The sequence below is a fragment of the Pseudoalteromonas sp. KJ63-1 genome, from assembly GCF_055808145.1.
In genome coordinates, this window is the sequence record NZ_CM147855.1 from 2,313,812 (window position 1) to 2,339,366 (window position 25,555).

The window sequence follows — 25,555 nt, forward strand, 5'->3', positions numbered from 1 at the left end:
CAGGTCAATATTTAGACGCTACATTTTTAAAGCTTTGGAGTTTTAGCTCAACTGCACGGCTTTGAATAAAGCGCAGCAGTTAAGTTTGAGCCATCATCAGTATGAATATAATAGTGCTGTAGCTGCATACCGAGCTTTTTCATGATGTTAATTGAGCCAACGTTGGCGGTCAGCGCTGTGGCACTGATTGCCTTTACTTGCGACTGTTTTTCAATCGTTGAGCAAATCGCTTGTGCCGCCTCAGTTGCATAACCCTTACCCCAACTCGCTTGTTTAAATCGCCAGCCGACTTCAATATCACTAAAGTCAGGCGTATCTGAAAAAAAGCCCATCGGCCGAACAAGCACCCATCCTATAAAGGTATTGCCTTCACGCAAGGTTACCTGCCATAGCCCCCAACCTTGTTGCTCATTGCGATAAGCGAGCATTCTTGGAATGCCTTTCGTTTTTATATCTTCAAGCGAAGTGGGTTTACCTTGTGTTAAATACTGCATAACGGCTGGGTCTTGATCGAGCTCGAATAATTTCTGCCAATCTTTTTCGTCCATTAATTTAAAACTTAATCGTGTTGTTACAGCTATGTTCATTTTCATTGTTGTATAGTTACCTCTGAAATATATTTTTCACTAAAGGAGATAGTCAATGAAGAAATTAGCAGGTTTAGCATTATTAGGCACTTTAATTACACTAACAGGGTGTGAAGATGCCAACGAAGTGAAACAAGACGCCAAACAAACGAGCGCTGAAGTTCAAGAAAAGCTAAACGAAACGTGGAACGACGTTAAAGAAAAAACCAATGAGCTTAAAAATGACGAGTCATTTAATGAGCTACTCGAAGAGAGTAAAGCGATGGGCTTAGACATGTACGATGACGGCAAAGAAGTAGCTGTTGATGCATGGATCAAAAGCAAAGAAGCGGCTGGCGAGCTAACTGAAAAAACGAAGCAAAAAGCACGTGAAATTGCAGCAGAAATTGAGCAAGCACGTGAAGAGCATAAAGAAGGTTAATTATTTTTAACCATAAAAAAAGGTAAGCCATGGCTTACCTTTTTTGTATTATTTTTAGAGTAAATTATGGATTATAGTTCAAAGTCTTTTTTGAATTTTAAACCAAACTCACTACGGTCATTGCTGCGCATTACGCCAACAAAACCAGTTTGCTGCAGGCGACCTACATCGTAAACTTCGTTTAATACGTTCTCACCATATAGCGTTACTTCCATATCGCCGTATGGATTAGTGTAAGAAATATTAAAACCAACTAGCTCACGCGAATCAATCGTTTCACTTTTATTGAAAACTGACTGACCTTGCATTTCACTACGGTACGAGTAGTTGGCATTTAATGCAACCGTGCCACCATTGCTTAAATCAACAAAGTAAGATGGAGCAACCATCACCGTCCAACGAGGTGTCAGTGCTGGTGAGTCACCTTTACCAATACCTTGTACACCTTCAGCTACTTCTGTAATTTCAGAATCTAAGTAACCTACTGCAGTGCGAATAGTAAAGTCGTCGGTTAGTGCAATTGTGGTTTCAAGCTCAATACCTTGCGCTTTAGACTGGCCTGCATTTTCAACGATAGTTACAAAGCCACCGCCCGCGGTTGGATCTGAGAATGGCAGTGCTAAATCAGTGTAGTCAGTAACAAACATTGCAAGCATCATAGATACATTTTCATGTACCTGGCCTTTTAAACCAATCTCGTAGTTAACTGCTTTGGTTTCATCAAACGATACAAACTGATCCGGACCACCAAATGGGCGCGGTGGAAAGCCACCTGTTTGGTAACCTTTTTGCACTTGACCGTATACATTCATATTATTGCTAAGCTGGTATGAAGCATTAATGTCCCATGTCACTGCATTAAAGTCTGCACTAATGTCTTTACGTTCAGGGAAGGTTGGGAAAATAGCATTCGCATCTTTTTTATCTTCTGAGTAACGAAGACCACCGCCGATTGTTAAATCATCAGTTAAATCGTAACTACCGTTGATGTAAGCTGCGTATGAGTTTGTTTCTTGATTAATTTCAAAAAATCCAAAGCCACCAAATGAAGGAGTAACACCATCATTTAGCACACCATCTGGTGTATTAAACGGGCTAAATACAAAATCTTCAGAGCGAGTAAAGCCATCTTCATTAAAGAAGTATAGACCCGATACAAAGTCCATTTTATCAAACGTGGCGTTTAGCTGAAGTTCAAAAGAGTATTGATCTGCACCGCCTACTTCTGGGAACTCAGATAAGTTAAGTGGTGATGCATCATCATCTAAACCACCTTCATATTCAGAAGTACGGTAGCTTGAGATAAACTTGGCTGTATATGTGTTATTAATCGCCCAATCAGCTGTAAATGACGTACCCCAACCAGAATATGAGGTTGATTCAATACCGGCAACTGTTGTGCCTAAATCATCAGGATTAGATGGAAGTAGGTCTTCAGTTAATAATGGGAAATCGCCATTAAAGACATCATTTGAATCTAATGAATCTGTCAGTTCAATAGTATAAGGTGATTGACCTGACTCATTATCAACGCCATCTAGCGAGAAAGTAAACGCTAAATCACTAGTTGCATCATATTTAAGTGCTATACGACCACTAAACTCTTGCTCTTCACCAATTTCTTTTTCAGGGTTAGCTAAGTTTACTGCCGTACCTACCCCATTACGTTGTTTGTATGACGCACTGGCTGACATGCTTAAATCGTTAGTTAGTGCATTATTAAAGTAAATATCACCCGCAACTCGACCACGACTGCCCACTTTAGCGGTTGTTGTTAGAATACCTTCATCACCAGGTTGTTTAGTAATTACGTTTACTGCACCACCTAATGTGTTACGGCCATAAAGTGTGCCTTGTGGCCCACGAAGTACTTCAACACGCTCAACATTAGGAAGTGATAAATTAGATCCCATTTGACGGCCTAAATAAACACCGTCTAGGTAAACACCTACACCTGGATCTGTAGTTATAATGTGATCTTGCAAGCCAATACCACGAATGAATACTGAGGCATGTGCAGCATTACCAACACCATAACGAGTAATGTTTAAGTTAGGAACGTATTTACCAATATCTTCTAAGTTACCCATATTGGCTTTATCAATAAGGTTAGCACCTATTGATGTAATCGCAGTTGGAGATTCGAACAAGCTCTCTGTACGTTTACGAGCTGTCACTTCAATTTTTTCAAACGCGTCTTGTTTGGCTGTCGTTTTAGCTTCTTGTGCATTTGCGGAAGTTGTTAGGGCTGCAATAACCGCTAAACTTAACTGTGAGAGGGTGCGTAATTTCAAGGTCTTCTCCAAAGGGTATTAATTTAATTATGCGTTATGCTGTGTAAACATAAATTGTAGGCATAAAAAAAGATGCGTTAGATGCATCTTTCCTCTGGGAGTTTATTATATTACAAAAACGCTACAATATGTACATTTAACTTTAGTTTACGTAAAAATTTATTTTTAGCTTTTTAATCTTAGCCAACTTACCTAAATAGCAATGCAAATTTAGCTTTAAATTAATACTTTAACATTAATTACCACCAGTATTATTTGTTAGTTGAACATGCGCTTTGTTGCGAAAAACACATTAAAGCTATTTAAGATTATGACAATATCCAAACACCCTTTATATTTAAATATACTGCAGAATCATTTTTAGGTGAAAAGCATGACAAAAAAACAGACCACGCAATCAGCTAACATGCTTTTTAACAACAACCACTATAGTCCATTATTTTTTACTACATTGAATAATGACATATTATTAGTCTGTCATTCAGCACTCAATAGTCTTACAAATTACGAACTTTTGAGCCATTTTATGCATACCAATAATTACCAAGGGTTAGTTATCTTTAATATTCCTAAAAATACTGATGCTGCTTCACTAAAAGAGTGGCCAAATTTGAAAGGCCTTTTCTATCAAGATACCAATGAGGAGCTATTTAACAGGGGATTAGAAGCAATTAAACAAGGGGAATTGTGGTTTCCACGTACTATCAGTGATATTTGGATGCGCCAAATGCTCGATTCTGAGCAAAAGACTGCTTTGCAAACAAATAACCTAACCGATAAAGAAATTAAAGTACTCAACCTACTTTTCAGTGGGCTTCATTCCAGTGCTATTGCTGACAGCTTATTTATAAGTGAAGCTACGGTAAGAGTGCACTTACATAAAATTTATAAAAAAATAGCGGTCAAAAATAAACAGCAGGCAATTCGATGGTGCCAAGATAATCTAAAAAATATGAATTCGCGTTAATAACTAGAAAATAATTACTACTTAATGCCTACTGTAGTAAATATCATCTCATTATAAATAAATCAAACAAGTCAATTAGTTACATTACCTGAAAATAAAAAAACCTTACTTTTCAATCACTGCTATGCCTTTTTGTTGCAAAAAAGCAGTAAAAAGGTCTTAATTTATTAATTTTAATTAGAAAAAAGTTAATACTCATCTTATACTGCAACGGGATACACATGAAATTTAAATAGGAATCACAATGAAAAAACTATCAGTTGCAGTAGCAATTTGTTGCGCACTTGCCACAAGCAATGCGAGTGCTGAAGTTCGTATTAATGGGTTTGCTTCTATTGTCGGTGGTAAGTCACTCGATAGTGATCAAACTTTATATGGATATGATGATGATATTTCATTTAAAAATGAAAGCGTATTTGCACTTCAGCTGACCGCTGACCTGCAAGAGAAGTTATCCGCTACAGCGCAGATAGTAGCTCGCGGCGAAAATGACTTTGACGCCGACTTTGAATGGGCATACTTAACTTATGAAATATCTGACGAATTACAAATCAGTGCTGGTAAAATGCGTGCACCGTTTTATCGCTACTCTGATTTTTTAGATGTTGGCTATACCTATCGCTGGGTGCGCCCACCTCAGTCTGTATATAACTTGCCGTTTTCAACCTATGAAGGCCTAAGCCTATTACATACAACTCAACTTGGTGATTGGGACTCTACCCTTCAGGTTATTTACGGAAGCTTCGACGATAACATCGCGGTTGTATCAGTAAATGGGGATACCGAACTTAATGATATTGCAGGATTAAACTGGACATTAAGTTACGATTGGTTCAGTGCTCGCGCTGCTTACTTTGTTGCCGAAACAAGTATTGATATTGAAAATGATACAGCCGAAGGTATGGCTCTTAATGGTTTAGAACAAGCCCTTCGTAGCTCAGGTTTTGTTGATCAAGCAAACAGTATTGCTATTGACGAAGACGATGGTGCATTTTTAGCACTTGGCTTTTCAATTGATTACAACAATATCTTGTTCGACGCTGAATACACACAGTTTGAAGTAGATAACAGTGCGCTCGCTAAGCAAACTCAATATTACACATCTTTAGGCTACCGTATGGACGAGTGGCTTGTTCATTTAACCTATGAAAACAACGATGATGAGCATGATAGTAATCGTTATAATGCACTACCAACTGTTCCACCTTTAAATGCTGGGCTTAACCAAGTTTTGGAGGGCTCTAAAGCTAAGAGTAATGTATACACGATTGGTGCTCGTTATGACTTCCACCCAATGGCTGCCTTAAAAGTAGACTTTAGCCGCCTAAAAGATGATATCTCAAATACTGAAACTGACGTAGTCGCCGTTGGCGTTGATTTAGTATTTTAATTGGAGCGAATGATGAAGAAATTAATTTTAGCCAGTATGCTAACACTATGTAGTACTGCAGCATTTGCTGAAGTTGCAGTAATCGTTAACCCAACGAATGCCAATGCAGTAAGCCAAGATGATATTAAAAAAATATACCTTGGCAAGAGCAAATCGTTTGCTGATGGCACCAAAGTAAACCCTGTTAACCAAAATGGTACTGCAGTGGCAGATGAGTTTAACGACAAACTTGTTGGCAAATCAGGCAGCCAGTTAAATGCTTATTGGTCAAAGCTAGTCTTTACTGGTAAAGGCACGCCTCCAGGTAAACTTGATAATGACCAAGCTGTGATTGATTTTGTTGCTGCTAACGCAGATGCAATTGGCTATATAGACAGCACCAAAGCAAGTGATAAAGTTAAAGTAGTAGGTAAGTATTAACCTGCTAAATTAAAAATAAAAGCCCGCAACAAATACTTTGTTGCGGGCTTTTTTATGCCTATTATTTACAACCTTCATAAAACGTTAAAGTTTAGCCATAACGACTACTCAATTTTAAACTTAGCAGTTGCATCTAATAGATTATCTGAAAGGTAATGTAAGTTTTTTGCCACATCTCTTACCGCTTTGAGTGAACTCATCGTATCTTCAAATGAAACATGCATATTCGATACGTTGTCTACTACCATCGCGGCCACAGAGGTTTGCTCTTCAGTTGCTGCTGCAATCTGCGAGTTCATCCCATTAATTTCTAGTATTTGCTCTGCTATTTTTTCAATCGAGACACCGGTTTGCTCTGCTGCACTGGCATTATCTGTGGCCATGTCTCTTGCAGAAGTCATAGCCGTTACTGACTCATTAGCAGCCACACTTAATGTACTTAGTAACTCACGAATTTCATTGGTTGACTGTGCTGTGCGTGATGCAAGCTCGCGGACCTCATCTGCTACCACAGCAAAGCCACGACCATGCTCACCTGCGCGCGCAGCTTCAATTGCAGCATTTAACGCCAACAAGTTTGTTTGCTCAGCAATGGATGTAATTACATTTAGTATTTGCGATACATTTTTAGTGTCATCGGCTAATTTATTAATGGTGTTGGCCGCTATATTAATTTCATCGCTTAACGTGCGCGACGCATTAACTGACATTTTGACTTGTACACGGCTTTGATCCACTTCTTTTTCTGCTGTTTGCACAGCATTAGATGCATTCGCTGCTGATTGTGAAATATCGCCAACGCTTTGCTTCATCTCTTCCATCGACTGCTTAACAACATCGGCATCGGTGGTTTGTTTAGTAGTTGCTCGCTCTGCTCGCTCCATCCCTTGCACAAGACGGGTTGAATTTTCCATTAGCGGTTCACATACCGCGATAACTTCTAAAACGGTTTCTCTTAGCAGGCTAATAAAAGCATTAAAGTTTATAGATACCTGACCAATCTCATCCTCTGAGTTAACGGCAAGCTTGGTGCTTAATGATCCTTTACCACTTGCTAAAAGGCTTAGGTTATTAGCAGCATCACTGGCTGATGAACCAATATTACGCGCAATCCAAATAGCCATAAGCAAAAGCAATACTAATGATACAACCGCCACAACTAACATTAGATTAAGCGCGTCATCTGAGCGCGCTTTTGTATTGGCAACTAGCTGGAAAAAGCGATCATCTGCTTTTTGTTGTGCGTTTTTAAAGCTGGTTAAAACCGCCTCGAAAAGGCTTGTTTTAAGCTGCGCCTGTTGTTGTATTTTACTAAAATCAGCCGTGCCATTAACCATGCCATTAGCGATAGTTGCAGATATCTTTTCATAATTTTTCAGCCGCGTTTTTGTGTCGCTATCAATATATGATCCATTAATTGTTTCTATTGCGTCCAAATTCAAAATGAGCCGCTGATAAGTTTCACTCGCTTTTGTTACTAACTCTTGCTCACCAAAGGTTACAGCCTGAGTGTATAACTCATCTAACTTTTCTAAAATGCTTACGTTGGCCAAGGTTAATTTAGCTACTTTATAAGAAGATTTCTCCATTTCATCAAGTGATATGCGATTTTCGTTCATAGCAAAGTAATTAACCAAAACAATTACTAAGAATGCGATTATCGCTATAGATGTAATTGCATGTATTTTTTTAGTAATGCTGAGGTTTTTAAAAGAGAAACCTGAAGCCATATTAATTTACCCCGTTTAATTATCTATAGTTATTATCGGCTTAATATAGAAAAATGTTAACTTTATTTTTAACTTTCGACGTTTTTTATACATAAAATTAAATATACAACAGTATTCTTTTATAAACACCAACAATTGAAATATAGAGTGTTCTACTCAATGTTCAACATTAATCCAAAAAGAGTTGTTTAATATTTTAAATTTCAGACACAAAAAAACCAGTAACATTGCTGTTACTGGTTTTTATATTTGGTGCGGATGGGGGGACTTGAACAGTCACTTCACCTTCAAATGCCCTAATATACTGGCACTCCAGATTTAATACCTAGCATATTGAGGTATGAGAAGGTGTAACGATGATCCAATAGTGATCCAAATAATTTTGCTATTGATAATATTTAAAACGGCATTTTGAAGCCTAATGACCATAGCCTGCTTATAAGTGCTAATGTGTTATGAAAGCGGCATTCTTTCAATTAATTTACAATTTTCATAACTAATAAATACCCCATATTTCTAATTTTTTGGTATCTATTTGGTATCTATTTGGTATCTAGTACATTAGTTAATATACAAAAGTATCGGTTCAGTTTATATCACTAGTTAAGCATATGAACTGACTTAATTAGCTTCTTTATCAAATGGCGATGTACCTGCTCCCCAAAAAGTCACTTGTAAAAAGTTATTGTCTCTAACTTCAGTTCTATAAACTCCAGTCTCTAACAAGACGTACCGTTCACGAAGCGAGCCTATAATATCCCCTTCACTATTTAGTACCTTCGTGTTACCAACACCTTCATTGTGTAACTTCACTAAATCTCCAATATTAACTGTTGAACCTTGTTCCCAATTTACTGAAATATTAACAGCAGTTCCTTTCCAAATAATATCGGATTTCGGTTTGAATTCACCAATAAATACTTTCCAAAGTTTGGCTGTGTTTTCACTAATTAATTCTATTGTTGATATGTATACTTTAAGTCCATCAGACGAAAGCCATTGTTTTAACTCACGGCTGTTCGAAAAAGATGCATTGGTCACTTGGATAGCATTTATAGCTTCTAGTCTCGAACTAAAACCTGCTTGCATCAACATCGCAGCACTTCTATTCAAACTTCCATTTTCAACAGCGGGAATAATTAAACCTACTTCGAAATCCTCAATTGTCATTCCGTCATAAATAATGTCGTTATTAGCAATTGCCCGTACCCTCAGAGCTTCTAATCCCCAAGGCAAACGATAGACCAGCCCATCTTCAATAAAGCTAAGAGTATTATCAATATCTTCAAAGCCACGATCTCTAAGTGCTTCACCTTTTAACCAAGCTTCAAGTATTGCAGGCCAATCATTTGGTAAAATATTTGGTGTGAAAGGAGGTACTTCAAATAATAATCTAGCTAATGAAGTTATTGCCGACGTCGCTTCCTCAGCATTTCCTTCAAGAATATATGCATTGGCTTCTACCAATAGCGCATTTGCTTGCGGCGCTATTTCATCTAGCTTTTGACCAGTAGCTAAACCTACACCAGCTAGAAAATATCCTTTTCTTTGTAGAGGAGTAGTATTACTCCAAATATGCTTGCCTCTTTGAGCTAAAAAATCTTTAAACAACCCTTGTAATTCACTTTCTTGTCTCGCAAGTCTCCTTTGTAACAAAGAAGAACCTAGCAGATCATCAAGTACAGCAGGAATTTCTTCAATCGTTACTTCTTCATTTCCAAGCATACTTAATAATGCAGTGTCTAAATTGACCAAGTGCCTATTCCATGCATTTCTATTTTCGTCAATTTGCTCTTCTGACTCATTTATTACAGCTGGAAAATCCCAAACACTTGTATTATTCATCAGATATTCGGTAACTTCCTCAATGGACTGAGTTTGCAAACTACTGGCTATCCTAACTATAAAGGAAGCTATCAACCTAAATAGCCCACTTTCCATGTTTCGGTCAGTTGCACTTCCAGCTAATGACCTCCATTTTCGTTTTCTCCAATCATGTCGATCAAAAACAGGGTGAAGAACGATTCCATGTGTATCAACAAATGCTCGGCCAGCTCTTCCAATCACATTTTTAAATTCAGAAGCATCTATTAATTTTCCACTTCGATACAATGAATGAACGATTACCGCAGTAGCTGCGAGATTCAATCCTTGAGCTAGCGTAGGTGATGAAACGGTTATTTTAAGGACTCCCTCTCTCAGAAGGTTTTCCATTTCCTTTCTAAAAGGTGTCGGCAGTGCTCCATGATGAACTGCAACGCCAATTTTTAAGCATTCCAATATAGGATGGTTTTCACCTAGCCATTCACTTCCCAGTGTATCAGCTAGCTCTATTTTTGACTCAGGGACACTTAAAACAGACTCCAAGGCTCCTCGTTTATTTAAATCTACAATCGCTTCGGCAAATCCATCTACAGAATTTCTCTGAGGACAATAAATCAAGACTGTGTGATTATCTTCAGCCAACTTCCAAGCTGAGGCCAAAGTTAACTCTTGAGCATTTTTAGGAAATTCTCTTTGTCTATACCCAGGGTTGGGTAAAGGGGGTACGATAGGAGTAATAAAACTTGGAATGAAAGGTTGCTCACCTCCAATTGTAAAGTCAATCCGTGCAGAGTTCTCACGCCAAACTATTTCACCAAACCTTAGATCAGTTGGTCGCCAGTTGGATTGTATAGCATCACCTTCACTGTCTTGCCTAAGCCAGCCCACAAAGTCTTCAAATTGGTCGCCACTAGGTAAAATTGCAGAAAGGCAGACTATTCTTCGCTCATTGCTATCTTGACGTTTAAGTAGCCTCTGAATCTGAACTTCGTAATTTATCTCTCTCTCATTTAAGCCAATCATGTGGCCTTCATCTAAAATCACAAGCCCAACATCATCAATTAGTGATGCATCATTCCTTAAAGCAAAATCAAGCTTTTCTGGCGTACCTACGACAATATCTTGTGTTCGCAGAACATCTTGTTCGAAGTCACTAGTCCCAATACTCCCGTACAATGATGAGATTGTTTTACCTAAAGGTAAAAATGTTCTTCTAAGAGATGCTTCAGTTTGCGCTGAAAGCGCCCTTAGTGGGGTAATGAATAATACTCGCTTTCCAATAGCTAAACATCGAAGAATTGATAGCTCTGCAACCCTTGTTTTACCCGCACTCGTCGGTAACGACACAACAAGATGATCGCTATCATCTACCGCTCTTTTCGCACCCTCTATTTGCGAAGGCCATAGATCAATTTCTGCTTTATTTCGTTTAAATAGTGACGTTATAAATAGCCAGCGCAATAAATTCCAGTCTGTATCATGCCCATCATTTTGTGGGCCAGGCAGTATTTGATGAAAACTAGAATCCCAGAGTTCTTTTAGTAAATGCTTTGTTATTCTTAATACCCACCACTGAGGCAATAAGTTTAATTCTCCACATACTGTCAAGCTCACATCAATTCGACTTATAGCACGTTCTATTAAATTTGAATTTCCTGTTTCGAGTGCAAATAAAAACTCAAAAATAGATGAATAATAATTATCAGTAATTGCTTTCTGAATAATGGGTAACTCAATAGAAGAGATACCATAATCTTCTGGCATATCTTCCGTGTTAACCATCTGACTTATTTGATTAATTTCTGTTTCCAATCTATCAGCAAGTTGCTCATCTGAACCTTCGCCAGATTCTTTCCATTGCAACACTATTGCTTCAATTTGATTAAACTGCCTTAACATTAACAATGAAAGCAATCGTTCTATATTGCTAAGATTAAGTTGCTCTAAATTACTGCTTATTAATGAGTATGCCTTCGCAGAATATCTTCCCAAATGAAAAGCTGATGATGCTAATACCCTATGAAATCCCCTTTCAGGATCTTCAGGATTACCATTATGTATAACATCTGATATTGCTGAGGCTGACTTTTCGAAAGCAGCACGGCATAACTGTTCATCACCTCCAAGTTCTCGTAAACGAATTGCTAGTGACAGTAGCGAGTAGCCGTAAGATAAAAGGTCATATGATAATTTTTCAGAAAAGCCAGGAGCACCTTCAGGTAATATTCCTTCTTTCCAAATCATTGAACGCGCTAAGCCTCGTTCTGATAAACGCCCCCGAAAGCCTAAGGTTATAGCTTCATTGATCAGCGATTCTATTTCTTCAATTGTTGAGGCCATCTATCACTCCTTGATACACACCTTCAATTAACTCTTGATGATTAACAACCCTAAAACCAACAGAACTTTGTTTTATATTTCCATCATAATTATCAAAAGCTTCTTTTTGCAAAGTAGCAGGGTTAGATGCAGTAAATGTAAATAGTAAATGTTCGACTTGATTCGTTCTAATACCGTCAACTAACTGAACTTTCTCAATCAAATCAGCGAGTGGCTGATTACCAGTCTCTCTTAGCCTTTCAGCAACAAACTCTAGAGCATGTGGGGCTGGCAATCCTTCATCTAAATCTAGTTCCGCGCGAGCTTCTTGTAATACTTTTCTACTCAATGCCTTATTTGCTTTAGCTTCAGCTTTAAGAAATTTAATAGATTGCCTTTGTAGATCAACAGCAATACCAATAACATCGTCACCGCGCATTGCCATATTGCGATGATCTCGCCAACGTAGTTTACGAATGGGCACTGTGTAATTCGTAGACTCTTCAATATAATCAGTAGTTATTACTTCACCTAAATCACCTGAGCGAATCTTTTTAACTTCAGGGATTTTAGTTAAAAGCTTTTGAGCAGCTGCATTTTTACCTAAACGTGCCAAAGTTCCAGCTATTGATTGTGGGTCAACATAATAATCTGGTAGTGAAGCTATTAATAAATTTTTAATACTCTCAAATTCTTCTTGTCTCAACTCTAAAGAAGTAAATTTATTTTCGTCAAGAATATGTACATTCGAATCTGACTTCCCTTCTATTGAAAGCATTTGCTATTCCTTTTTGACTTAGAATTTTTAGGACTCACGTACACACCTTGAATTATCCATTACATGCACAATCAGATGCGTGGAAAATGATTAGATTTTAATAATTAACGAGCTAATTTCCCTATTGCTTCTTGTGTGAATTCTTATTTTTCTGTGATTAATTATCTAAAATCACACTTAAGAACTTTAGGGGGCTAACGCCAACGAAAGTTCTTTCAAAACCTATCAGAATTATTAACATTTGTCACTGAGAAACAATAGTTTAAGGAACTTGGATATGGGGATTTTTAGTTTTTTGTTCGGTGATAGTGATGCAAGTAATTCCAGCGAACCATCCGTAAATGTAGATGGCTCACCAATGTGTAGAAATGTTGATATCAATGGAAACCCATATGGAGTGACGTCCACAGTTGACAGTATTGATCATACCTCGTGCTTTGATAATGATTTTTCTAGTTCGGATACCTTTGACACTTTTGATGACTCAAGTAGTTGCGGGTTTGATGATTGGTAGGTAAAACATTATCTTGATTTATTTTTTGTTTTTTTATTTGTAAGATGACTTCACCGATGCCTGGGGTATTAGCCACCTGGTGTGCGCCTAAAGATATAACCAGCTGTGACTGCAAAGGAAAATACATCAAGGACAGCCGAGTTATGAGTGCTAGCCACTTTTAACTTTAGCGTGAACGTGACGCTTATAAATGAGATAAACATGATGAATACTAGCTAATTTCCATAGCATGAACCTTGTTACTAATAGGCCAACTTCTATGAGTAACAATGATGACAGACACTATTGAGTTTTTTAAACGCTACACACGCCAATCACGAAGTCCTTGGGTTGATGTGTCGCGTGTGGTTATGATGTTTCAACCTGAGTCGAAACAAGGCATTTACTTGCACTTCGGTGAATCGGGCATTAACGGGGTTTCTCTCAGTAAAGATCTACAGTTTAGACTACCAAAGGCTTTACAAAGCCAATACATTGAAGCCAGTGATATAGAGGTTGTATTACATGTATTTGAGGAAGAAATTTCTGATTACTGTAATTACAATGTAACCACTGACGCTTTCAAACGAATCTTCTTGGTAGGTCAGCACGGGTTCTTTTCTGATGCGTCTAAAGCCGTATGGAAGAAATCATATCAGCAATTTTTGGCTAGTTAGTAAACTAGCATCGCCGCCCTGTTTGGGCGGTTTTTTACTAGGAGTTATTTAGCTTTAGAATTAGCACGGCGAGCTTCTACTTTTCTACGTGCTACTGACGCAGCCGCACTTGCACGAGCTGCAGCTCTGATTTTCTTTTGTTGTTCGCTCATAATCAATCTCCTATAAGATTGGGTTTATCATAACTAAATTTAGTCGTTAGTGCTAGATTTATCTGCCTTACGCTCTTCTACAATAGCAATACTATCGAAATGAGTATAAGCCATTCTTGCAATCACCAAACGTAAGGGTCTAGTAAAGTCTGCAAAAAACTCAAAGTTTTTCTTTTCTCCTGCAAAAATATCTTCTGTATTTCTGTATATGTTAATAACACCTAGAAAGCGATCTATGTCTTCTTTGTGCTCTTGGCTAAGCTTATAGTGTCTAGTAGCGACAGGTAAACTAACGATAGACCGACCTTTCGTGTCATTTTTAAAGTAATCAATAACCGAATTTTGTATATCTTCACTATAGTAACTGGCAGCCCTAGCCTCTTTGACTGTATTACTTATAAACTGCTCCCCCCTTTAACAATAGATTTTGGCGCTCCTATTACATTGTAATTAGTAACATCTTTATTCTCTTCCCAATACACAGGCATTATAGCATTTTCAACTGTTTCATCAGCTTCAAACACAAGTGGTTTAATATGACCCTCTCTATCAATTTCAAACAAATCCGCATTGTTTAATTTATCTGCTTTTTGCTCTACATTGATACTATAGCGCTCATCTATGTATAGTTTGAAATATGGTTTAGCACCAAAAGGAATAGCAAAACGAAGAGCCTCTGTTGTATGAGTTTCTTCAAAGTGCGAACAGATATCATCGTCGGATTTCAAACATAACATTAAGTTTGCTCGATACTTAACAGCAGTTTTTTCTGATGGATCAACATTATCATATGCTTGAGCTAGTCTGCCCAGCGCCATTAAACTACACCTAATAATTACTCTCTGTTCTTCAAGTATCTTTTCACCTTCTTGTATAGGTTTAGGTGGTAAAGATTCATCCAATAAAGAAGTATACCTATCACTCATTTCTTGAAACATATCCTCAACTATATCTGAATAATCAGCGAGTTTTTTAGCGAAATAAGGAGGAGGAGCTATTTGAATAGCGAGTCTGAGTTTTTCTGATTGATCATTTTCATGTTTCTCTCTCTCATTTTTTAATTTAACTGAGTGAGTACCATGTAAAATATAAAACAACACAATAAGTATAATTCCCACACTTATTGCCGTAAAATTTGGGGGATCATCTGCACACTGCGTTTCTGTTAAATGACATTGAATAGCACTATTTATGTCTGTAGACATAATTGAAACATAAGCACCTGCTAATATTGCAGAGACAGTCAATAACTGCGCAAAAAGGTGGCTACCAGTAAATTTTTGAACAGGGTAATTCGAATACCACTTAGTATTAGAACAATAATATAAAGCAATAATTAAAAGTATGAATTTTAATAAGCTGCCCCATTCTTTTTTAACAAACTCAATTGATAGTATTACATTTTCATGTAGCGTGAACGATGTGACAACATCGTAAGTCAGAAGTGCCAGATAACAAGTAGCAGCTAGACAAATGATTAAGTTAAGAATTGACCTAGCATTTTTGTCATTCCAAATTTTCACTAAACCACTATCCATTAACGTCTCCTCCCTCATTTTCATATTGTGAATACGTAATCATATCATAGCTATATGTAACACTATAATTTTAATAGTAAATTCATCATTAGAATTTCCCTCTTAGGTTACTATATATAAGTACAGGTTACTTTTGCGGCTTTTGCAGGTCGCGGCTCATTCAAACTTGAATGACTTACTAAAGCTGGGTATGCAAACCTCGGCACCTTTTGAGCTTTCTATGGCGGTATGCCTTGATTGTCTCTCCCTGATACAAAATAAAGGCAGGGGTACGGAATAACGTACTACCTGCCTTTTCCCAATCTATGAACTTAATAAGCCCAAAATGATTCGTATAACTCCGCTGTAAGCTGCTTGCTATAAACATACTTGATGTGCTCTTCAAAAAATGATCGTTCAAGATTGTTTTCTGGTTCATCAAAAAGCTTGTTGTGAATGCGCTCAACATCTTTGATGTATTTACGTTTATGGCTAATCATCAAAATTTTGTTCACTTTGTTTTCTTCGACAATCGCAGTTTTGTAGCGGCGGATAATGTCTAAACGATACGGGATTGTTTTTGAAGAACACTCAATCTCAAGACCTATTAACTCTTCACCATTATAAACAATGGCATCTAAGCGGCGCTTGCGCCCTGTTCCATCTTTGCTTTGCTCTGATTCGTTAATAAAGAACTGATACTCTCCAGACTTAACACCTCTAGCAACAAGGTACTGAACCATTAAATCATGGTTTAATTCTTTTTTAGGAAAACTGGAAGACTTAACTCCATATTTGAAGTTTTGCTGATGGAAGTCTTCCAACAGGCGCAACCCTGCTGGTTTTAATATAAATACCCGCTTATCTCGGCAAGAATAAACTGGCACTTCAGCGACAGCCCCCTCATTTACATATCGACGAAGCATTCTATTCACGACAGAACGGTCAAGCCCCCACAGTGCGACTAATACCGATGGGCTGGTATATCCCCAACGGAGTAACCAATCAAGCATACAGTACAATTTTGCTTGATGCCTTGCTTGTGTTGATTTCGACTGAATGTATCTCGATAAGATACCTCGTTCATATACTGTGATCATAAAACATTCCTTTGCTTCTTTTTTTATTTAATTAAGTAACAGCAAGGTATGCGAATTACCTTAAATTAGGACACCTGAGACTGATTTTTTGCAGGCAATCAGAAGAAGGTAAGAGAAACTAGCGTTTTAAACAGAACAAGAAAGAGGACAATCACTAACTCCTTGTTTCCATTGATACATCAACTACAACTGCGGCATTGATTCCATCACTGACGTTACCGATTAGCGCGACACACTTACGGTAGCCAATTAATCACGGCTAACATAAACTTAAATTGGATTGCTAAACAAATGGGTCATAGCAGCATTAAAATGTTAGAGAAGCACTATGGCCGTTGGATGGAATCTGAGATACCAGATATGGCTGCACAAGTGTCAAAGAAGCTAAAACAGAAACTAGCTTAATGATCCAATAGTGAACCATCAGAAATAAGAAAGCCCGTAACTCATTGAGTTACGGGCTTTTTATTTGGTGCGGATGGGGGGACTTGAACCCCCACGCCCGAAAGCACTACCCCCTCAAGGTAGCGTGTCTACCAATTCCACCACATCCGCATTTTTTAAGCTATTGCTTAGCGTTAAGTCTTAAAGCTAACTTGAGGAAAGAGAGCAACTTAACAATTTAAACTAAATTAATTTGGTACGTCAGAGCTTTGCTCTTTTGTAGATGTTACCGGAACATCTTCTTCAACTGGCGTCACAGTTTCAACAGCTGGAGCGGCTTCTAAATTTTCCCACTCGTCAGTCTTTTTGATTTGACCGGCAGTTAAGTTACCTAAAACAATACTTAACACGAAGAAGATCGTTGCTAAAGTTGTTGTCGTTTTCGTCATAAAGTTACCGGCTCCTGAAGAACCAAAAACAGTAGACGATGCGCCTGCACCAAATGATGAGCCCATGTCAGCGCCTTTACCTTGCTGGATCAAAACCATACCAACAAGCGCTAACGCTACAATTAAATACACTACTAATAAAATTTCGTACATCTTATACGGTCCCTTTTGCACTATTGCAGATAGCAGTGAATGATTCTGCTTTTAAACTTGCGCCACCAATTAGGCCGCCGTCTATATCTGTTTGTGCAAATAATAATTCGCTATTTTTTTCATTAACGCTACCACCATATAAGATGGTTAGCCCTTGTGCTAAATCGCTGTCTAGTGAAGCAATTTTGTCACGGATAAATTTGTGAACACTTTGTGCCTGTTCAGGCGATGCAGTCTTACCTGTGCCTATAGCCCAAACGGGCTCATATGCTATCACAGATTCTTTCAGTGCTGCTACACCTAATTTATTAATTACTGCGTCAATCTGCGCAGCAACTACCTGTTCTGTTTGCCCGTTTTCTTGCTCTATTTCGCTCTCTCCAACACATAAAATAGGCGTTAAACCTACTTGTTGTGCGCGAGCAAATTTTGCCGCTACGGTGTCGTTGCTTTCTTTATATATACTGCGGCGTTCTGAGTGACCAACCAGTACATATGTTGCACCTAATTGCTTAATTAGCTGGGCATCTACTTCACCAGTAAAGGCACCTGGCGTATTCTCTGAAACAGTTTGTGTCCCAGTAGTTACACCACTGGCGACCATTGCTGGTATCAGTGGAAACGGAGGAAATAAAACAATGCTTACTTCAGAAGATTTAACATCGTTAATAGCATCAGACAGTTGTTCAACGAGTTCTAATGAACCATTCATTTTCCAGTTGCCTGCGACCATCGCCTTGCGTGTTGCCATTTTTCCACTCCACATTAGAAAGCGGGCGAGATATTAACTCGACTCGCCCAAAGTTACAAGAGGTTATTGTTATCAATCAGTTTGTTTGCTCATAGATTCGACAACCGCTGCTATTTTTTGTGCGCTATCGATAACTATTTTTTCTTGTTCTGCTTCAACCATCACCCGTACAACAGGTTCAGTACCTGATTTACGCAACAATACGCGCCCTTTATCTGCTAAGCTTTGCTCTACTTCAGCAACTGCAGCAAGTACTTCTGGTGCTTGAGTTGGATCGGTACCGGCAGTATATCGCACGTTAATCATTTTCATTGGGTACTTAGTAAATCCAGCGCCTAAATCTTGAAGTGTACGGTTTTGAGCCACCATAGCAGCAAGCACTTGTAAGCTTGAAATAATGCCATCGCCAGTGCTAATTAAGTCTAAATTTAAAACATGGCCTGAGCTCTCACCACCAATTTTCCAACCTTTTTGCTGCAGTAGTTCCATCACATAACGGTCACCCACTTTGCTACGAGCAAAAGCAATATTTTTTGCTTTTAAGGCATTTTCTAGACCCATATTAGACATGACAGTACCAACAACCCCTCCTAAGTTGTCATCTTGGGCAGCTTGGCAGGCAATAATGTAAACTAAATCATCACCATCAAACACGCGGCCATTATGGTCTACCATCATTACACGGTCGCCATCGCCATCATAGGCAATACCTACATCCGCTTTATGCTCAAGTACTTTACGCTTTAGTGTATCTACGTGAGTTGCGCCACATTCATGGTTAATATTTACCCCATTAGGCTCACACGCATGGGTGATTACCTCAGCGCCAAGCTCTCGCATAACTGAAGGCGCTATGTGATACGTTGCACCGTTGGCACAATCTAGGACTATTTTTAGCCCCTCAAGTGATAAACCTTGTGGAAACTGACTTTTACAAAATTCAATATAGCGGCCATCAGCGCTTGATAGGCGTGTTGCTTTACCTAGCTTATCAGAGGCAACACATGTCATTGGTTCATCAAGCATGGATTCTATTTGCAGCTCTACAACATCATCTAGCTTTAAGCCTTGGCCATTAAAAAACTTAATGCCGTTATCGTAATAAGGATTATGAGATGCGCTAATCACAATACCCGCTTCTGCGCGAAACGTTTGCGCTAAATATGCAACGGCAGGCGTTGGCATAGGACCGAGTAAAATAACATCAATACCGGCTGCAATTAAACCAGACTCCAATGCAGTTTCAAGCATATAACCAGAAATACGAGTATCTTTACCAATAATGACTTTTTTTGTGCCATGTTGTGATAATACGCGCCCTGCAGCCCAGCCTAATTTCATTGCAAATTCTGGGTTAATAGGCCCTTGCCCAACTAGACCACGCACACCGTCTGTGCCAAAATATTTTCTTTCTTGCATTAAAGTACTCCTTGTTTGCAGGCTTGATATACGCCAAGCACATCTGCGGTTTCTTTTACATCATGCACACGAATAATATGCGCACCGTTTTGTGCTGCTATTAATGCGCCAGCTAAACTACCAGCTAATCTATTTTCTGTATCTCTGTTGAGTAAATTACCAATCATTGACTTACGTGATAACCCCGCCAGCAGCGGTAAGCCAAACTGGGCAAAGTCATTAAATTGAGCCAATATTTGATAATTGTGTTTAAGTGTTTTTCCAAAGCCAAAACCAGGGTCTAATATTAATTGGCTTTGTTTTATACCAGCAGTTTCGCATGCAGTGATTCGCTGGTTAAAAAAGTCATTTATCTCGCTTGCTAAATCATTATAGTGAGGGTTGTTTTGCATACTTCGCGGTTGTCCTTGCATATGCATTAAGCACACGACCACGTCAGGATAGTGAGCAACCACCTCTAATGCACCAGGTTCTTGTAATGCTCGCACATCATTAACAATATCCGCACCAGCTTCAATGGCTTGACGCATGACTTCGGCTTTACTGGTATCGATTGAAATAACGCAATCACTTTCCTCACGTATAGCCTTAATAATCGGAATTACGCGCTGTAGTTCGTCTTCAAGGCTAACATCGGGGGCACCTGGGCGTGTTGATTCGCCGCCAATATCTAGAATAGTCGCGCCATCATCAAGTAATTGCATCGCATGATTTAGCGCAGCTGTCGTATTAAAAAACTGGCCACCATCCGAAAATGAATCAGGAGTAACGTTTACTATTCCCATAATAATGGGCTCGCTGAGATCAAGCGTTCGACCACGCGCAAGGTTAATTTTATTATTCATCGCTAACCTTAAAATGTGTTTGTTGAGTGTAATTTGGGTTAATCACAGCAAACTGGTACAAAAAAGCCCCGAACTTCGGGGCTTTTGGATACGTTATTTTAACGATTATTCAGCTTTATCATCAAGGTTTGTTTCATCTTTTTTAGACTCATCTTTTTTAGAGTCGTCGTTTTTAGATTCGCTAGTTGGTTTTTGGATTTCATCAACTGCTTTATCTTTAGAAACATCTTCTTTTTCTGGTTTAGCTTCATGACGGTCATGCGCATCACGTGGTTCACGTACTGGCTGACGCGCCATTAAATCATCAATTTGTTTCGCATCGATAGTTTCATACTTCATCAGTGCATCTTTCATGGCATGCAAAATATCTATATTTTCTTTCAATATTGATTCTGCACGTTGATAGTTGCGGTCTGAGAACAAGCGTACTTCTGTATCAATTACTTTGGCTGTTTCATCCGACATGCTCATAGAACGACCACCGCCGCCACCCATGTACATTTCGTTTTGATCTTCAGCATAAAGTAATGGACCTAACTTTTCGCTTAAGCCCCATTGTGTAACCATTTTGCGAGCAATGTCAGTTGCACGTTCGATATCGTTACTTGCACCGGTAGTTACTTTGTCTTCACCATAAATAATGGCTTCAGCAATACGGCCACCATAGAGGCTAGAAATCATAGATTCAAGCAGTTCTTTAGAATGGCTAACACGGTCTTGCTCTGGTAAATACATTGTCACACCTAGCGCACGGCCACGTGGAATAATAGATACTTTATAAACCGGATCGTGCTCAGGCACCATACGACCTACAATGGCATGACCTGCTTCATGGTAAGCCGTCATTTCTTTTTCTTGCTCGCTCATCACCATGGTCTTACGTTCAGCACCCATCATGATTTTATCTTTTGCAGCGTCAAATTCAGCCATACTAACAACACGCTTATTACCACGAGCTGCATAAAGAGCGGCCTCATTCACTAAATTAGCAAGATCAGCCCCTGAGAAACCAGGTGTACCACGTGCAATCACTGCTGCTTCAACGTTATCACCTAAAGGTACTTTACGCATGTGTACTTTTAGGATTTGTTCACGACCACGAATATCTGGTAAACCAACTACAACTTGACGGTCAAAACGACCAGGACGAAGTAATGCTGGGTCTAAAACATCAGGGCGGTTAGTCGCAGCAATAACGATAATACCTTCATTACCTTCAAAGCCATCCATTTCAACTAGCATTTGGTTAAGCGTTTGCTCACGTTCATCGTGACCGCCGCCCATACCTGCGCCACGTTTACGCCCTACCGCATCGATTTCATCAATGAAAATGATACAGGGTGCTGCTTTTTTAGCTTGTTCGAACATGTCACGTACACGTGATGCACCTACACCCACAAACATTTCAACAAAATCAGAACCTGAAATAGTAAAGAATGGCACTTTTGCTTCACCAGCAACCGCCTTCGCAAGCAAGGTTTTACCCGTACCAGGAGGGCCAACCATAAGTACGCCCTTAGGAATGCTGCCACCTAATTTTTGGAACTTAGAGGGGTCGCGTAAAAAGTCCACCAGCTCGGTTACATCGTCTTTGGCTTCATCACAGCCAGCTACATCAGCAAAAGTCGTTTTGACTTGATCTTCACTCATTAAGCGGGCCTTACTCTTACCAAATGACATGGCGCCTTTGCCACCGCCACCTTGCATCTGACGCATGAAGAAAATCCACACACCAATTAGCAGAATCATAGGGAACCAAGAAATGAAAATACTTGCTAAAAACGATTGTTCCTCAGGTTTTACACCTTTGACATTTACATCGCTTTTTAACAAATCATTTAAAATATCTTTATCATAGATCGGCATAATCGTTTGAAAACGCTCGCCGCTATTTTTTATGCCAGTAATTGTGCCACTGCCACTTTCAATAGACACTTCTTGTATAGAGCCACTGCGGGCATCTTTAACAAATTGACTGTAACTTGTTTGACGATCAACTTGATCGCCGCCATTAAAGCTCTGAAATACTGACATAAGCACAACTGCAATAACCAGCCAGAGTATTAGATTTTTCGCCATATCGCTCAAGGGGTTAACCTCTTGTATCCAATTAATTTAAATTCAACTAAACGCCAAGCAACTGTACTACAGTTTGTATCCAGTCGCTACTATATATACTTCCCGAGAACGGGGACGCGAGGCATCCGGTTTACGTATCTTCACTGCTTTAAAACTATTACGTACATCTTGCAAATATTGATCAAAGCCTTCACCTTGGAATACTTTAACAATAAACGCGCCATTTTTCTTTAAAACTTGGTGGCACATATCAAGTGCAAGCTCAACTAAGTACATGCTACCCGCCTGATCAACCGAGTTATTACCACTCATGTTAGGTGCCATATCAGACAATACCACATCTACATTTTTACCATCAATGCGTTTTAACAATGCATCAAGTACGGCCTCTTCACGAAAGTCACCTTGTAAAAAGTCAACACCCGCTAATGAATCCATAGGTAAAATATCACACGCAACCACTTGGCCTTTGTCACCTACTTTTTCTGCTAAGTATTGTGACCAACTCCCTGGGGCTGCGCCTAAATCAACCACTGTCATTGCTGGACGCAATAATTTATCTCTGTTTTGGATTTCGTCTAATTTGAAAACAGCTCGAGAGCGCCAGCCTTTTTTTGCGCTTCTTGAACATATTTATCATCAAAATGTTCTTTAAGCCAACGCTGTGAACTGGCTGACTGTTTTTTATTTGTCATAAATTAACACGCAACTAATTAGTAATATTCTCTAGATGGCGTTAGAATACCCTTAATTCAAGCCATATTCAGCAAAATTTGTAATATCATGACATTATCAAACAAACAAAAGCAGTTTTTAAAAGGTCAGGCACATAGCCTTAAGCCTGTAGTTTTACTAGGTTCTAACGGTTTAACCGAAGGCGTAGTAGTTGAAATCCAAAGCGCATTAGAAATTCACGAATTAATTAAAGTGAAAGTGCCAACTGACGATCGTGAAACCAAAAAGCTTATTTTTGATGCCATAGTTCGCGAAACAGGAGCTACTAAACTACAAACAATCGGCCATACGATTGTGCTTTACCGTCAAAGCCCTGAGAAAAAATTCAGTTACCTCGCGGCTAACAACCCGTTATAAATGATACAAAAAAACCAGCCGTGGCTGGTTTTTTTATATAGAATTAAAAATTCATTATTCGCAACTTTGCTCTGTAGTTACCATCCTCAAACTTACTCAGCAAATAATAGTGACCGAACTGCCCCTCATTCATATTTTCAATAGTTTGGTTACTCAATAACGAAGCCAATTGCGGTGTGGTATTACTATGCCCTACAACCACCACAACACCATTTTGTGCTAACAACTGATTTTTCAATGTCGTTAAATCAGCAGCATTATAAGTTATAACTATAACATTAAAATACCTAGCTAAAGGCGCTGCAGTACTTAATGTTCGGTTATAGTTACTACTGTATAACGTAATGTCTGGGTGGGCTTTAACTAGCGAAACCAAATACTCAGCACGTGCTTGCCCTCGCTCTGTTAAAAATGGATCATTGCCTGTTTGTTTTTCACTATGGCGAAACAAATAAAGCTGTTCAGGCGCAGAAAAAGCAGGGTGGCACAGCAGTAATAGTAATACTGCCCATGCTGACTTTATCAATGTACTCATTGTTTTTTACCTCGTTTGTATGCCAATAAACGGTCTATGAACTCTGTAGTAAGCTCATTAATTAGCCCAGTTTCTGCATTTAAAATTAAACTAAACCCTACATTTAAGTGCGGAAAAACCACTAAATCACTGCGGTACCCTTGTACCCAGCCGCTATGATAATAAAGCGTTTCATCATCATAGTCATACACGCGCCAACCTAGCCCATAGTAGGCTTCGTTCATATGCTCTCGCCAGACTCGTCGGTAACGTTCTTTTTTGGTATGCGTGTATGGCCGTGTTTGGGTAGCTAGTGCGTCTAGTGATAATACTGCTGGATATTGCCCTAATTGCGCATTTAACCAAATAGCCATATCTGACGCACTGGCGTTAACCCCTGCCGCGGGTGCTACTTTGTAATAGTTCTTTTTTAAACGGGCGCTATACCAACGCTTTTTGCCACGCACATGAGGGTGTGCATAGTTATTATCTTGCACCATGGCATCATAACCTAAACTAGCATCATTCATTTCTAAAGGGGTAAAAAACGCGTCATTAAGCCACTGGGTATAGGTTTTTTTAGTACTTTGTAAAATCACATCATCTATTAAGCTAAACATCACGTTTTGATAACCATAACAATCACCAGGGTCACAAATAGGTTTGACACTTAATAGCTTTTCAACAATATCCTCATAGCCCATTCGCGATTCGATTAAGTTATCGTAAGCGTTGGGCACTAACCCACTAGAATGGCTTAGAATATGAAAGACTTTTAAATCATCTTTATAGTCAGTTTGCTTAAAATCAGCTAAGTAGTGACTAACAGGTAAATAAAGGTCGAGTAACTGTTCATTTGCGAGTTTAGCCGCTAACGACCCTGCAAATGTTTTCGATACGGAGGCTAAACGAAATCGAGTGTGCGGGTTGATTTTTTGCCCACCGCGCACCTTTGTATTGCCCATAGTATGGATGAAGTCACGCGCTTGTGAGTTGACAATGGATAGCGCCCCTCCTGGGATTTTTTTTATTTTTAGTTTTTTTCTGTATAGCGTCCATAACTTTTAACAAATGCTTCCCAATCAGGATCTGTGCTTGCGCTCGCCTGTAAATGCGTCCCGATAAGGAGCACGGCAAAAAAGTAAAAGGGTAAGGTGTTAAAATACTTCATTCTTAGCTAATTTTTCTTTTTTAGTCATA

Annotated in this window: 19 protein-coding genes, 1 tRNA gene and 2 pseudogenes; 6 read left to right on the forward strand and 16 right to left on the reverse strand. The window is 38.9% G+C overall.

Features of this window, described 5'->3' with window-relative positions; all coding sequences use genetic code 11:
• Positions 1-47: 47 nt before the first annotated feature.
• A complete protein-coding gene (locus AC0L7Q_RS11040; RefSeq protein WP_413402723.1) occupies positions 48-593 on the reverse strand; it encodes a GNAT family N-acetyltransferase in 546 nt (181 codons plus the stop codon).
• Positions 594-642: 49 nt separating this feature from the next.
• Between AC0L7Q_RS11040 and AC0L7Q_RS11045 the strand changes: the two genes are divergently transcribed.
• Entirely contained in the window at positions 643-1,008 is a 366-nt protein-coding gene (locus AC0L7Q_RS11045; protein WP_008111315.1) for a hypothetical protein, read from the forward strand.
• Positions 1,009-1,079: 71 nt separating this feature from the next.
• On the opposite strand, the gene AC0L7Q_RS11050 is transcribed toward AC0L7Q_RS11045, so the two are convergent.
• On the reverse strand, positions 1,080-3,302 hold the full coding sequence (locus AC0L7Q_RS11050; RefSeq protein ID WP_413402725.1) for a TonB-dependent receptor: 2,223 nt from the start codon (positions 3,300-3,302) through the stop codon (positions 1,080-1,082).
• A 373-nt stretch (positions 3,303-3,675) separates the two neighbouring features.
• On the opposite strand from AC0L7Q_RS11050, the gene AC0L7Q_RS11055 reads away from it, so the two are divergent.
• The 3 genes from AC0L7Q_RS11055 to AC0L7Q_RS11065 all read left to right on the forward strand — a co-directional run bounded on the left by AC0L7Q_RS11055 (position 3,676) and on the right by AC0L7Q_RS11065 (position 6,079).
• The gene (locus tag AC0L7Q_RS11055; protein ID WP_413402727.1) at positions 3,676-4,269 is read left to right on the forward strand and encodes a LuxR C-terminal-related transcriptional regulator; all 594 of its coding nucleotides are present in this window, start codon (positions 3,676-3,678) and stop codon (positions 4,267-4,269) included.
• Between the two features lie 244 nt (positions 4,270-4,513).
• Complete coding sequence (locus AC0L7Q_RS11060; RefSeq protein WP_409423571.1) at positions 4,514-5,659, forward strand: porin; 1,146 nt, start codon at positions 4,514-4,516, stop codon at positions 5,657-5,659.
• Between the two features lie 12 nt (positions 5,660-5,671).
• Positions 5,672-6,079, forward strand: a complete 408-nt coding sequence (locus AC0L7Q_RS11065) for a type 2 periplasmic-binding domain-containing protein (protein ID WP_409425581.1) — start codon at positions 5,672-5,674, stop codon at positions 6,077-6,079.
• A gap of 104 nt (positions 6,080-6,183) precedes the next feature.
• Here AC0L7Q_RS11065 and AC0L7Q_RS11070 read toward each other — a convergent pair whose 3' ends face one another.
• The 3 genes from AC0L7Q_RS11070 to AC0L7Q_RS11080 form a co-directional block, all read right to left on the reverse strand.
• On the reverse strand, positions 6,184-7,809 hold the full coding sequence (locus AC0L7Q_RS11070; protein ID WP_413402729.1) for a methyl-accepting chemotaxis protein: 1,626 nt from the start codon (positions 7,807-7,809) through the stop codon (positions 6,184-6,186).
• A gap of 621 nt (positions 7,810-8,430) precedes the next feature.
• The gene (locus tag AC0L7Q_RS11075; protein ID WP_409423573.1) at positions 8,431-11,973 is read right to left on the reverse strand and encodes a DEAD/DEAH box helicase; all 3,543 of its coding nucleotides are present in this window, start codon (positions 11,971-11,973) and stop codon (positions 8,431-8,433) included.
• Positions 11,957-12,730, reverse strand: a complete 774-nt coding sequence (locus AC0L7Q_RS11080; RefSeq protein WP_063359232.1) for a Hachiman antiphage defense system protein HamA — start codon at positions 12,728-12,730, stop codon at positions 11,957-11,959. The genes AC0L7Q_RS11075 and AC0L7Q_RS11080 overlap by 17 nt, the downstream gene beginning before the upstream one ends.
• Positions 12,731-13,513: 783 nt before the next feature.
• Here AC0L7Q_RS11080 and AC0L7Q_RS11085 point away from each other — a divergent pair.
• Complete coding sequence (locus AC0L7Q_RS11085; RefSeq protein WP_303430809.1) at positions 13,514-13,900, forward strand: hypothetical protein; 387 nt, start codon at positions 13,514-13,516, stop codon at positions 13,898-13,900.
• A gap of 547 nt (positions 13,901-14,447) precedes the next feature.
• On the opposite strand, the gene AC0L7Q_RS11090 is transcribed toward AC0L7Q_RS11085, so the two are convergent.
• From AC0L7Q_RS11090 to rlmE, 9 genes and pseudogenes are all read right to left on the reverse strand, one after another.
• Positions 14,448-15,590 (reverse strand): hypothetical protein, encoded by a 1,143-nt coding sequence (locus AC0L7Q_RS11090; protein ID WP_409423574.1) that lies wholly within the window; start codon positions 15,588-15,590, stop codon positions 14,448-14,450.
• A 311-nt stretch (positions 15,591-15,901) separates the two neighbouring features.
• On the reverse strand, positions 15,902-16,669 hold the full coding sequence (locus AC0L7Q_RS11095; RefSeq protein WP_303430807.1) for a hypothetical protein: 768 nt from the start codon (positions 16,667-16,669) through the stop codon (positions 15,902-15,904).
• A gap of 470 nt (positions 16,670-17,139) precedes the next feature.
• Positions 17,140-17,224: transfer RNA gene (locus AC0L7Q_RS11100), tRNA-Leu, on the reverse strand.
• Positions 17,225-17,301: 77 nt separating this feature from the next.
• Positions 17,302-17,655: a preprotein translocase subunit SecG gene (gene secG, locus AC0L7Q_RS11105; protein ID WP_010388009.1), complete on the reverse strand. Its 354-nt coding sequence runs from the start codon at positions 17,653-17,655 to the stop codon at positions 17,302-17,304.
• A 1-nt stretch (position 17,656) separates the two neighbouring features.
• Complete coding sequence (tpiA, locus tag AC0L7Q_RS11110; protein ID WP_413402735.1) at positions 17,657-18,406, reverse strand: triose-phosphate isomerase; 750 nt, start codon at positions 18,404-18,406, stop codon at positions 17,657-17,659.
• 72 nt (positions 18,407-18,478) lie between these two features.
• The gene (gene glmM, locus AC0L7Q_RS11115; protein ID WP_418157303.1) at positions 18,479-19,825 is read right to left on the reverse strand and encodes a phosphoglucosamine mutase; all 1,347 of its coding nucleotides are present in this window, start codon (positions 19,823-19,825) and stop codon (positions 18,479-18,481) included.
• Positions 19,825-20,670 carry a dihydropteroate synthase gene (gene folP, locus AC0L7Q_RS11120; protein WP_413402737.1) on the reverse strand — a complete coding sequence of 282 codons (846 nt, stop codon included), beginning with the start codon at positions 20,668-20,670 and terminating at the stop codon, positions 19,825-19,827. The genes glmM and folP overlap by 1 nt, the downstream gene beginning before the upstream one ends.
• Before the next feature lie 105 nt (positions 20,671-20,775).
• Positions 20,776-22,749, reverse strand: a complete 1,974-nt coding sequence (gene ftsH / locus AC0L7Q_RS11125) for an ATP-dependent zinc metalloprotease FtsH (protein WP_413402739.1) — start codon at positions 22,747-22,749, stop codon at positions 20,776-20,778.
• A 66-nt stretch (positions 22,750-22,815) separates the two neighbouring features.
• Positions 22,816-23,444, reverse strand: a pseudogene (gene rlmE, locus AC0L7Q_RS11130) (23S rRNA (uridine(2552)-2'-O)-methyltransferase RlmE).
• 88 nt (positions 23,445-23,532) lie between these two features.
• Between rlmE and yhbY the strand changes: the two are divergent.
• On the forward strand, positions 23,533-23,841 hold the full coding sequence (gene yhbY / locus AC0L7Q_RS11135) for a ribosome assembly RNA-binding protein YhbY (protein WP_409423578.1): 309 nt from the start codon (positions 23,533-23,535) through the stop codon (positions 23,839-23,841).
• A 43-nt stretch (positions 23,842-23,884) separates the two neighbouring features.
• Here yhbY and AC0L7Q_RS11140 read toward each other — a convergent pair whose 3' ends face one another.
• Complete coding sequence (locus AC0L7Q_RS11140) at positions 23,885-24,376, reverse strand: SixA phosphatase family protein (protein ID WP_409423579.1); 492 nt, start codon at positions 24,374-24,376, stop codon at positions 23,885-23,887.
• Positions 24,373-25,526 (reverse strand): annotated as a pseudogene (locus AC0L7Q_RS11145) (serine hydrolase domain-containing protein). Before AC0L7Q_RS11145 ends, AC0L7Q_RS11140 begins: the two are co-directional and overlap by 4 nt.
• Positions 25,527-25,555 lie beyond the last annotated feature (29 nt).

Coding starts and splice junctions, on each gene's coding strand:
- AC0L7Q_RS11040 (WP_413402723.1), bottom strand. CDS start 593: ATGAAAATGAACATAGCTGTAACAACACGATTAAGTTTTAAATTAATG.
- AC0L7Q_RS11045 (WP_008111315.1), top strand. CDS start 643: ATGAAGAAATTAGCAGGTTTAGCATTATTAGGCACTTTAATTACACTA.
- AC0L7Q_RS11055 (WP_413402727.1), top strand. CDS start 3,676: ATGACAAAAAAACAGACCACGCAATCAGCTAACATGCTTTTTAACAAC.
- AC0L7Q_RS11060 (WP_409423571.1), top strand. CDS start 4,514: ATGAAAAAACTATCAGTTGCAGTAGCAATTTGTTGCGCACTTGCCACA.
- AC0L7Q_RS11065 (WP_409425581.1), top strand. CDS start 5,672: ATGAAGAAATTAATTTTAGCCAGTATGCTAACACTATGTAGTACTGCA.
- AC0L7Q_RS11070 (WP_413402729.1), bottom strand. CDS start 7,809: ATGGCTTCAGGTTTCTCTTTTAAAAACCTCAGCATTACTAAAAAAATA.
- AC0L7Q_RS11075 (WP_409423573.1), bottom strand. CDS start 11,973: ATGGCCTCAACAATTGAAGAAATAGAATCGCTGATCAATGAAGCTATA.
- AC0L7Q_RS11080 (WP_063359232.1), bottom strand. CDS start 12,730: ATGCTTTCAATAGAAGGGAAGTCAGATTCGAATGTACATATTCTTGAC.
- AC0L7Q_RS11085 (WP_303430809.1), top strand. CDS start 13,514: ATGATGACAGACACTATTGAGTTTTTTAAACGCTACACACGCCAATCA.
- AC0L7Q_RS11090 (WP_409423574.1), bottom strand. CDS start 15,590: ATGGATAGTGGTTTAGTGAAAATTTGGAATGACAAAAATGCTAGGTCA.
- AC0L7Q_RS11095 (WP_303430807.1), bottom strand. CDS start 16,669: ATGATCACAGTATATGAACGAGGTATCTTATCGAGATACATTCAGTCG.
- secG (WP_010388009.1), bottom strand. CDS start 17,655: ATGTACGAAATTTTATTAGTAGTGTATTTAATTGTAGCGTTAGCGCTT.
- tpiA (WP_413402735.1), bottom strand. CDS start 18,406: ATGGCAACACGCAAGGCGATGGTCGCAGGCAACTGGAAAATGAATGGT.
- glmM (WP_418157303.1), bottom strand. CDS start 19,825: ATGCAAGAAAGAAAATATTTTGGCACAGACGGTGTGCGTGGTCTAGTT.
- folP (WP_413402737.1), bottom strand. CDS start 20,670: ATGAATAATAAAATTAACCTTGCGCGTGGTCGAACGCTTGATCTCAGC.
- ftsH (WP_413402739.1), bottom strand. CDS start 22,749: ATGGCGAAAAATCTAATACTCTGGCTGGTTATTGCAGTTGTGCTTATG.
- yhbY (WP_409423578.1), top strand. CDS start 23,533: ATGACATTATCAAACAAACAAAAGCAGTTTTTAAAAGGTCAGGCACAT.
- AC0L7Q_RS11140 (WP_409423579.1), bottom strand. CDS start 24,376: ATGAGTACATTGATAAAGTCAGCATGGGCAGTATTACTATTACTGCTG.